This window comes from Streptomyces caelestis (genome assembly GCF_001279005.1).
Lineage (GTDB): Bacteria > Actinomycetota > Actinomycetes > Streptomycetales > Streptomycetaceae > Streptomyces > Streptomyces heliomycini.
In genome coordinates this window covers 24,474-33,016 of the sequence record NZ_LGCN01000241.1, presented here as the reverse complement: position 1 = coordinate 33,016, position 8,543 = coordinate 24,474, and the positions used below count along the sequence as shown (strand labels likewise).

Annotated in this window: 11 protein-coding genes; 7 read left to right on the top strand and 4 right to left on the bottom strand. The window is 73.6% G+C overall.

The features are described 5' to 3' along the window. Positions 1-222 precede the first annotated feature (222 nt). Positions 223-351 carry a hypothetical protein gene (locus tag ADK41_RS44000; RefSeq protein ID WP_037805300.1) on the top strand — a complete coding sequence of 43 codons (129 nt, stop codon included), beginning with the start codon at positions 223-225 and terminating at the stop codon, positions 349-351. 36 nt (positions 352-387) lie between these two features. Continuing rightward, positions 388-1,152 carry a DUF4239 domain-containing protein gene (locus ADK41_RS32825; RefSeq protein ID WP_078662213.1) on the top strand — a complete coding sequence of 255 codons (765 nt, stop codon included), beginning with the start codon at positions 388-390 and terminating at the stop codon, positions 1,150-1,152. A gap of 100 nt (positions 1,153-1,252) precedes the next feature. Here ADK41_RS32825 and ADK41_RS32820 read toward each other — a convergent pair whose 3' ends face one another. After that, positions 1,253-1,750 (bottom strand): hypothetical protein, encoded by a 498-nt coding sequence (locus tag ADK41_RS32820; RefSeq protein WP_030836250.1) that lies wholly within the window; start codon positions 1,748-1,750, stop codon positions 1,253-1,255. A 334-nt stretch (positions 1,751-2,084) separates the two neighbouring features. Here ADK41_RS32820 and ADK41_RS32815 point away from each other — a divergent pair, with 334 nt between their 5' ends. Then, entirely contained in the window at positions 2,085-2,753 is a 669-nt protein-coding gene (locus ADK41_RS32815; RefSeq protein ID WP_030836247.1) for a class F sortase, read from the top strand. A gap of 31 nt (positions 2,754-2,784) precedes the next feature. Here ADK41_RS32815 and ADK41_RS32810 read toward each other — a convergent pair whose 3' ends face one another. Then, positions 2,785-3,624, bottom strand: coding sequence for a polysaccharide deacetylase family protein (locus ADK41_RS32810; protein ID WP_030836245.1), 840 nt, complete (start codon positions 3,622-3,624; stop codon positions 2,785-2,787). A 146-nt stretch (positions 3,625-3,770) separates the two neighbouring features. On the opposite strand from ADK41_RS32810, the gene ADK41_RS32805 reads away from it, so the two are divergent. Beyond that, entirely contained in the window at positions 3,771-4,232 is a 462-nt protein-coding gene (locus tag ADK41_RS32805; RefSeq protein WP_030836242.1) for a universal stress protein, read from the top strand. A 315-nt stretch (positions 4,233-4,547) separates the two neighbouring features. On the opposite strand, the gene ADK41_RS32800 is transcribed toward ADK41_RS32805, so the two are convergent. Further along, entirely contained in the window at positions 4,548-5,372 is an 825-nt protein-coding gene (locus tag ADK41_RS32800) for an alpha/beta fold hydrolase (protein ID WP_030836240.1), read from the bottom strand. 57 nt (positions 5,373-5,429) lie between these two features. On the opposite strand from ADK41_RS32800, the gene ADK41_RS32795 reads away from it, so the two are divergent. Further along, positions 5,430-5,903, top strand: a complete 474-nt coding sequence (locus ADK41_RS32795) for a MarR family winged helix-turn-helix transcriptional regulator (RefSeq protein ID WP_030836237.1) — start codon at positions 5,430-5,432, stop codon at positions 5,901-5,903. A gap of 6 nt (positions 5,904-5,909) precedes the next feature. On the opposite strand, the gene ADK41_RS32790 is transcribed toward ADK41_RS32795, so the two are convergent. After that, positions 5,910-7,064: a CapA family protein gene (locus ADK41_RS32790; RefSeq protein ID WP_030836235.1), complete on the bottom strand. Its 1,155-nt coding sequence runs from the start codon at positions 7,062-7,064 to the stop codon at positions 5,910-5,912. 211 nt (positions 7,065-7,275) lie between these two features. Here ADK41_RS32790 and ADK41_RS32785 point away from each other — a divergent pair, with 211 nt between their 5' ends. Both ADK41_RS32785 and ADK41_RS32780 read left to right on the top strand, forming a co-directional pair. After that, positions 7,276-7,821: a sigma-70 family RNA polymerase sigma factor gene (locus ADK41_RS32785; RefSeq protein ID WP_030836232.1), complete on the top strand. Its 546-nt coding sequence runs from the start codon at positions 7,276-7,278 to the stop codon at positions 7,819-7,821. 136 nt (positions 7,822-7,957) lie between these two features. After that, entirely contained in the window at positions 7,958-8,467 is a 510-nt protein-coding gene (locus ADK41_RS32780) for a hypothetical protein (RefSeq protein ID WP_030836230.1), read from the top strand. The last annotated feature ends 76 nt before the right edge of the window (positions 8,468-8,543 follow it).

The following is an 8,543-nucleotide window of genomic DNA, read 5'->3' as shown; positions in this document are numbered from 1 at the left end:
CCCCCACCCGAGCCCACGCCGACCGCACCGCCGCCGCCACCGTCGCCGACGCCCCGTCCGGCCCCGCCGGCCGAGCCGCCCCCGCCGGCCGCCCGTCCGGCACCGCCCGTCGTCCGTCCGACGCCGGCTCCCACCCCGCCGCCGCGCCCGCGCCCCTCGCCACCGCCCTCACCGGCCCCGACGCCGTCGGTCACACCGAAGCCGCGGCCGTCCGCGGCGCCCGTGCACTACCCGCGCCACCGCGCGGCCCCGGCCCGGCGGCCCTCCCGCGGCGCCACGTCGCCGCTCACCTTCGTCCTGCTCATCACGACGCCCGCCGTCGTCGCCGTCGCCGCGCTGCGTCCGCGCTGAGGCCCGGACCGCCCCGACCCTTCCTGGAGGCACCTCTTGCCGGAATGGCTTGTTCTCACCCTCGCGATGCTCGCCGCCTGCGTCGTCGTGGTGGTCATCACCCTCGTACGGCACCGCAGGGCGGCCGACGACGAGGATCCCAGCGAGACCCCGGACGTCATCGAGTACATGACGATGTGGATCGGTGTGGTGTACGCCATCGTCCTGGGTCTCGCCATCGCCGGCGTCTGGGAGGGACGCAGCGCCGCCCAGGAGCACGTCCGGGCGGAGGCGGTGGCGCTGCACGAGATCTCGGAGCGGGTCCGGGTCTACCCCACCGAGGTGCGTGACCGCATCCGGGACGATGTCAACGCCTATGTCGGACACGTCGTCACCACCGAGTGGCGGACCATGGCCGACGACGGACAGGTCACCGGACGCGGTGCCGAACTCCTCGACCGCGTCCGCCGGGACGTCACCGACTACCAGCCGCGGACGGACTTCGAGGCGCAGGCATACCAGCCGCTCGTGGACCAGGTGGCCGCCGCCGACCAGGCGCGCAGCGCACGGGCCGAGTCGACCGGGGAGACCATGCCGGGCGTGGTGTGGTTCGGGCTGATCTCCGGCGCCGTCGTCACCATCGGGATGATCTTCGCGCTGCAGATCCGGCGCACCGCCCGGGAGATGGTCCTCGCCGGGCTGTTCTCGGCGCTGATCGCCTTCCTGCTCTTCCTCATCTGGGACTTCGACGCCCCCTACAGCCGGGGCCTCGCCGCGTCGGCCGACCCGTTCCTGCGGCTCTTCCCGCACGTCGGGGGCTGACACCGCCCGCGGGGAGCGGAGCGTGGCCCCGGATCCCGCGGGATCCGGGGCGAGCGGCGTGCGAACTCCTGCGAAACGGCGGTCCGGGGGAAACAGCGGTTCAGATCCGCTTCTCGGCGCGGCGGCGCGTCCAGAAGACACCGCTGCCGACGACCGCGGCGGTCACCAGGGCCCCGCCGATGGCCATGTCGGTCGGGGTCGCCCCGCTGGTGCTGCTGCCGCCGATACCGCCGCGGACACCGCCGATGACGGTGAAGGCGGCCGGCCGGGTCAGGCTCCGGCCGGAGCAGTGGACCGTGATGTCGTAGGGACCGGGACGGGCGTCCTCGTCGACGGTGGCGGTGCCCCTCGAGGTGTCGTTGGCGCCGCTGATGGGCGTCAGATTCGTCCGGGGGAAGGCGTTGGAGGTCGCCGTGCCGCCGTGGGGACAGCCGTCGACCGTGATGGTCAGCTGGCCGCCACGGGCGATGACGCCGGGCAGGGCGACGATGTTGGACGGGTTGGGCACCCGGCCGCCGTCCGCGACGGCCGCCGGTGCGGCGACCCCGAGGACGGCGACCGCGGCGCCGGCGGCCGCCAGGGCACGTGAATTGCGCATGTGATCCTCCGCGGAAGGCGCCCCGGGTCCCGTTCCCGGTCGATCGGCGAGAAAACGCCTCCCGGAAAGACCCTCAGTTGCCCTGCGCACGGCCGCATTTCGGGAATGGTCCGTACCGGTGAGGCGAACCCCGTGCGGAAAACCCCGAGAGGGGATATCACCGCAGGTCACGGACCGTCAGAAAATCTTCGTCCGGTACTGCCCCGGATGGCGCACCCGGTCGCGCCGGAGCCACCCGTTCGCCGCCGACCCGTCGCCGGTCGCGCGTGCGGCATTTAGCGTTTTCGTCATGCGCGAGTGGTACGGCGACGGCCGTGTCGAGAGGGGAAGGCGAATGTCTGCTTTCGAGCCGGCCGAAGCAGAATGGGAGGCACGGCGGAAAAGGCGTGCCCCGTGGGGAGTGATAGCGCTGGTCCTGCTCACCGGCCTCGCGCTCATCCGGAACGGCTCGGGGGAGTTCGACGAGGGCCCGCCGCAGCCGGCCGCCGCGGCCGCCGCCGGCAGCCGGACGCCCGGCGGCATCACGGCCGACGCGGTGCGACCGCTGCCGTACGCGGTCCCGGACCGGGTCGTGATCCCGGCGATCCAGGTGGACGCGCCCGTCGTCCCGGTGGGCCTGGACGCGGAGGGCTGGGTGGACGCGCCGCCGCCCCAGGACCCCAATCTGGCGGGCTGGTTCACCGGCGCCGTCTCACCGGGCGAGAAGGGCACGGCGGTCGTCGTCGGCCATGTCGACAACGCGCAGGGACCGGCCGTGTTCTACGGGCTCGGGGCGCTGCAGAAGGGAAACCGCGTCGAGGTCACCCGCAAGGACGGCAGGACCGTCGTGTTCGAGATCTACGGCGTCGAGGTCTTCGCGAAGAACGACTTCCCCGGCGACCGGGTCTACGCCTCCAAGGGGACCGCGGAACTGAGGGTCATCACCTGCGGCGGCGGTTTCTCCCCGCAGAGCGGCTACGACGGGAACGTGGTCGTCTTCGCCCGCCTGGCCGGGGCCCGCTGAGCGGTTCCGCGGCCGGGCGGGCGGGACCGGCTCAGACGTACTGCCGGCGGGGCACGGTGAGGTGGTACCCGGAGTCCAGCAGGCCGGGCAGATAGGTGCGCAGGGCCCGTACGGTCTGCGAGCGGTCGCCCCCGGCGTCGTGCGAGAGCACCACGACGCCGGGGGCGGCGCCGTCCGCCACCCGCTCGACGATGGTGCGGGTGCCGGGCTCGGTCCAGTCGAGGGTGTCCACCGTCCAGGCCAGCGATTCCATGCCCAGTTCGGCGCCGAGCCGGAAGACGGCGTGGTTCCAGGCGCCGTAGGGCGCGCGGAACCACGCGGGACGCTCGCCGCAGATCTTCTCGACGATGTCGCTGGTGCGTTCCATCTCGGAGCGGATCCGGGCCCGCCGCAGCCGGGTGAGCAGGGGGTGGGTCCAGGTGTGGTTGCCGACCACGTGCCCCTCGTCGGCCATCCTGGCCACCAGGTCCCGGTGGCCGGCCGCCATCTCCCCGCACACGAAGAACATCGCCCGCACCTCGTACCGGGCCAGGGTGTCGAGGATGTGCGGGGTGTAGCGGGGGTCGGGTCCGTCGTCGAAGCTCAGCACCATGGTGCGGCCGTGTTCGGGCACGCGCAGCAGCGGTTCGCGCCGCACCGGCGTCCTGCCGTGCGGGGTGCGCGGCGGGCCGTAGCCGGTCAGGGGCCTCAGACGGTACTCGGAGGGCCTGAGCGGGCGGCGGGCCGGCCGGGCGCCGGCGGCCGGCGGTGGTGCGGGCGCGGTCCTCTCCCCGGTGCCCGGCACGAACGCCGCGGCCACACCGGCGGCGCCCAGGGAGACGGCGCCGGCGAGCAGCGCCCGGCGCCGGGTCGGCAAATGATCCTTCTGCATGACTCATCAGTCGCCCCGTGGAGACCCGGCGCACCTCGGCGACACCGGTGTGGCGGCACGATTTCACCCGGCCGGCGCAGTGCGGGCGACGGACCTCGAGGGACGCGCCGGGGGCCGGGGCGCCGGACTCCGATAGCCTCGCTGCCGTGACGGAACAGCGGTCCCATCGGTTCGAACGGGGCACGGACGGCCCGAAGGTGATCGTGGCCGGCGTGGACGGCTCCGACTCCTCCCTGCGCGCGGCGGCGTACGCCGCCGGGCTGGCCCGCCGCCAGGGCGCGCTGCTCGCCCTCGTGTACGTGCAGCCGGTGCAGGCCGCGGCAGCCGCGCTCGGCGCGCCGGTGGCCGACACGGCCGAGGAGATGGCCGAGGACCTGGTGGCGCAGGTCAGGGACGCGATGGAGCGGATCAAGGGCATCTTCGACATCCGCTGGGAGTTCCACACCTTCCGCGGCGACCCCTACAACGGACTGGTGAGGGCGGCCGACGACCTCATGGCGGACGCGGTGGTGGTGGGCGCCTCCGAGCAGGCGGGCCACCGGTTCGTCGGCTCGGTCGCGGTACGGCTGGTGAAGGCCGGCCGGTGGCCGGTCACGGTGGTGCCGTAGTCCCGTACGGACGTGTCCGCGCTCTCCTCCGTCGGCGGCGCCCCGGCGGCACCGTGATCGCCCGTCAGCCGTGTGCGGATCGCGAAGAGGTGAGGCGCCCGGCCGGAGCGCGCCCTCGGTGTGGGGCGGCTCACCGCGATCGGCGCCGTCCTCCTCACCCGCACGGGAACCGGTCGCCGACGGCACGGCCGGGCCCGCGGTGCTCGGCGAGCCGGCCGGCCGGTTCATCGGCCGGGACCTGCTGCCGGAGCGCACGGCGACCGTGGCGGTGGTCCGCCTCGGGTGCCCCTGCCGGCGTGCGGAGCCGGCGGGCCGTCAGCGGGACCGGAGGGAGCGAAGGAAGTCCAGCAGGATCTTGTTCAGCTCCTCGGGCCGCTCCAGGTTGGGGTAGTGCGCGGTCCCGTCGATGATCAGGGAGCGGCCGTCGCGGACGGCGCCGGCGAGCCGCTCCGCCTCGGCGATCAGGTCGGGGGCGTCGAGGGCGCCGTTGACGGCGAGCACCGGAACGCCGATCCCCGGGACCCGGACCCAGGTGTCGGTCATGGGCACGTGGTGGTCCTCCTCGTCCGGGGTGTGCTTGGCGAGGGTGCCCAGGACCATCTCGCGCAGCCGGCCCAGGATGTCCGGGTCGACCTCGGCGGCGGTGCGGTGCTTGCCGGGCACGTGGCGCAGGAACGCGGTGAGCCAGCCCTCCACGTCGCCCGTGCCCAGGGCCGCGGCCTGTTCGGCCTGTACCCGGCGGACCCAGGGGTCGGTGTACTGGAAGTCGCTGGTGGCCGCACCGCACACCACCACCGCGCGCACCAGCTCCGGGTACTCCAGCACGGTGTCGGTGGCGATGGCGCCACCCATCGACACACCGACGAGCACGGCCGGACCGGCGTCCAGGTGGCGCAGCAGTCCGGCGAGGTCGTCGGCCCAGCGGAACGGCCCGGTGGCGTTGGCCGAGGCGCCGTGCCCGCGGACGTCCGGTGCGATCACCCGGTGCTCGGCGGCCAGGGCCGGGATCTGGGCGTCGAAGACCCGGTGGTCGGCGAAGCCGGAGTGCAGCAGGACCACCGGGTCGCCGGTCCCGGTGTCGAGGTAGGCGAGATCGCCGTCGGCGGAGGGGAAGAAGCGCAGATCCGAAGGAGCAGTCATGACAACCAAGGTGTCATGTTGACTTGGCTTTGGCAACCAGGGTGTCATGATGGCGGGATGAAGGACATGGACGCCCCACTCCCCCCGGACGAGCTCGGCCGCCGCCTCACCGAGGTGTACGACCTGGTCGGCCCCCTCTACCGGCGCGCCCAGCGCAGCGTGGAACAGGGCCTGACCGCCGACGGCCTGTCCGTGGGCGTACGCGCCGTGCTGACCCTGCTGCACCGCAACGGGCCGATGACCGTGCCGCAGATGGGCAGGGCGCAGGCGATCAGCCGGCAGTTCGTGCAGCGCATGGTGAACGACGCCGCGGCGCAGGACCTGGTGGAGGCCGTCCCGAACCCCGCCCACCGGCGGTCGTCGCTCATCCGTCCGACCGCGAAGGGCTCCGCGGCGATCTCCGCCGTCCTGGAGCGCGAACACCTGCTGCTGCGGGAGGTCGGCGGCGACCTCACGGACGCCGACGTGACGGCCTGTCTGCGGGTGCTGGGCGGACTGCTGACGGCGCTCGACCACGTCGACCTCGGCTGACGGTCCTCACTCCCCCATCACGAGCCCGTCCTGCGCGGCGCCCCGGCTCAGCACCACGTTCCGGATCCGGTCGCGCACGGACCGCACCTCGGCGCCCCGGGCGAGCGCCCGGTTGAGGTCGACGACCCGGCCGGCGTCCACGTCGAAGAACTGCGGGACGAACTCGGCCCGGGCCACCTCCCAGCGTCCGCCGGGACGCTTCGGCGGGGCGAAGGTGAAGCGGCCCAGGGTGGACTGTCCGCCGCGCGGGTCCCGGACGCCCTCGTGGTCGGCCGTCCCACCGGCGATCTGGTCGCCCAGGCCGTAGACCACCCAGGTGCCGTTGACCTTCTCGTAGGCCTGCGGGACATGGGCGTGGGTGCCGAGGATCAGGTCGACGTCGGGGCGGCCCCCGGTGGTCGAGGCGGTGAGCGAGCGGGCGAGGGCGATCTGCCGTTCGTCGGGGGCCTCCTGCCCTTCGGTGCCCCAGTGCAGCGAGACCACGACGACATCGGCCCCGGCCTCCCGGGCGGCCCGCGCGTCGTCGACGATCCGCGCCTCGTCGGCGAGGCCGACGGCCCAGGGCTCGTCCGGCGGCAGCGGGAGGCCGTCGGCGGCATCGGTGTAGGCGAGGTGGGCGACCCGCGCCGGACCCGCGCGCAGCACGGTCGCCGTGCGGGCCTCCCGCTCGGTGCGCGCCGAGCCGGCGTGGCGCACACCGGCCCGGTCGAGGGCGTCCAGGGTGCGGCGGATGCCCTCGGCGCCGTCGTCCAGGGAGTGGCCGGAGGCGGTGGAGCAACTGTCGTAGCCGGTGGCGGCGAGGCCTCGGGCCACCTCGGACGGGGAGGCGAAGAGGGGGTGGCCGGTGGGGTCGCCGCCCGTGCCGTACACGGTTCCCATGTGGCACAACGCCACATCGGCGGAGTCGACGACGGAGCGGACACCGGAGAGCATCGGCCGGAAGTCGTACCCGGCGCCGCCCGCGTCGTAGCGGGCGCGTTCGATGATCGCCTCGTGGGCCGGCACGTCCCCCGAGGCGACCAGAGTGAAGCCACGGGGCCCTGTCGCCGAAGGGGCCAAAGGCCCCGGTTCCGGCGGCCGGTGGTCACGGGCCTGACAGGCGGCGCCCGCGGCGAGGACGACGGTCAGGACCAGGGCCACCTGCCGACTGCGCGTGATCATCATTTCACCCCGCTGTGGTCACATTTATGGATGAACAGGTAAGAAGCCTCCTCGCTCCCGGCACCGTTGCGACACGCTCTTTAGGCCGTCCGGCGTGCGCGAACGGCCGTCTCGACCGTTCGTCGAACCGTTCGTCGACGCGATCGACCGTCCGCCGCACGCTCCTGTGCACGCCCTGTCCCCGCGTCACGCCGTGCGTTGCCATACGGCCATGACGGCCGGAACCACACTCATGAACGGGACGACCGCCGAGCACGAGCTCGCCGCACTGCAGCGCGAGCACGGCCGGCCCCTCTTCGCGCTGCTGCTCCGGCTCTGCGACGGGGACCGGCAGCGCGCGGAGGATCTGGTCCAGGAGACCCTGGTGCGCGCCTGGCAGCACCCCGAGGCCCTGCGCGCCGAGAACTTCGACTCCGTACGGCCCTGGCTGCTCACCGTGGGACGGCGGCTCGCCATAGACGCGCGACGGGCCCGGCAGGCCCGGCCGGCCGAGGTCGGGGACGCCGTCCTGGAGAACGCCCGGGTGATCTCCGACCACGCCGAGCGGGCCGCGGCCGCGCTCGATGTCCGCGAGGCTGTGAAGACACTCACTCCGGAGCACCGTGAAGTCCTGGTGCTCGTGTACTTCCGGGGGGCGAGTGTGGCGGAAGCCGCGACGGCCCTCGGGATCCCACCCGGTACCGTGAAGTCCCGCGCGTACTACGCGCTGCGCGCCCTGCGCCGGGTGCTTCCCGGATACGCCTCCGACATGCGGTGAAACCGGCCGTCGGGTCAAACCTCCGTAAAGCGCCTTGCCGACCACCCCGGTTGAGTAATCGGCTGTCCTCATCCGTGTTCCGGACCGGGGGCCCGGGTTCGGGCGACGCGCACGCACCGGAGGAAGGCAGGAAGGGATGCTGCACAGAGGCCGAGAGAGCACGGACGGCACCGGTGACGGTGAACTGACCGTCCCCATGGCCTGGTTGTACGCCGAGTACATCGCCGACGAACTACTGCGCAGCGGCGATCTGATGCCGCCGACGTCCGTCGAGTTCCGCGCGGGACGGGACGCGCTGGCGCTGACCGTGTTCCTGTCCGACACCGACGGCGAGCTGTCCGGCATCCGGGTGATCACCCGGATGGAGACCTGGCTGTCCCTGACCGCGTACGACCAGCCGTGGCAGGAGTGGGTGCGGGGGCGCCTGCGGGACCTGTCCGCGGACGGCCGGAACGCGCCGGACCCGGACCTGGAGCTCGCCCGGGAGGCCTGGCGCTGGCTGCGGGAGACGGAGCTGCTGGCGCCCGATCTGAATGCGGTGCCGGGCGGCGGCGCGGTGACCGGCGAGGACGAGGGACCCAAGGTGTGGACGCCGGCGTGGCAGCTCGGGCTGCCGCTCGGTCACCTCGCCCTCCATCTTTTTTAGGTTCCTCGCCGATCCGACCAATCCGCGGGCCGGTCGGCTCCGAATGCCTTGGTCACGATTCGGCACGTCGCTTGAG

What these genes read in the sequence shown, in the direction of transcription:
- ADK41_RS32790 (WP_030836235.1), bottom strand. Translation starts at nt 7,064, where the DNA reads ATGATCACGCGCAGTCGGCAGGTGGCCCTGGTCCTGACCGTCGTCCTC.
- ADK41_RS32795 (WP_030836237.1), top strand. Translation starts at nt 5,430, where the DNA reads ATGAAGGACATGGACGCCCCACTCCCCCCGGACGAGCTCGGCCGCCGC.
- ADK41_RS32810 (WP_030836245.1), bottom strand. Translation starts at nt 3,624, where the DNA reads ATGCAGAAGGATCATTTGCCGACCCGGCGCCGGGCGCTGCTCGCCGGC.
- ADK41_RS32815 (WP_030836247.1), top strand. Translation starts at nt 2,085, where the DNA reads ATGTCTGCTTTCGAGCCGGCCGAAGCAGAATGGGAGGCACGGCGGAAA.
- ADK41_RS32780 (WP_030836230.1), top strand. Translation starts at nt 7,958, where the DNA reads ATGCTGCACAGAGGCCGAGAGAGCACGGACGGCACCGGTGACGGTGAA.
- ADK41_RS32800 (WP_030836240.1), bottom strand. Translation starts at nt 5,372, where the DNA reads ATGACTGCTCCTTCGGATCTGCGCTTCTTCCCCTCCGCCGACGGCGAT.
- ADK41_RS32820 (WP_030836250.1), bottom strand. Translation starts at nt 1,750, where the DNA reads ATGCGCAATTCACGTGCCCTGGCGGCCGCCGGCGCCGCGGTCGCCGTC.
- ADK41_RS32785 (WP_030836232.1), top strand. Translation starts at nt 7,276, where the DNA reads ATGACGGCCGGAACCACACTCATGAACGGGACGACCGCCGAGCACGAG.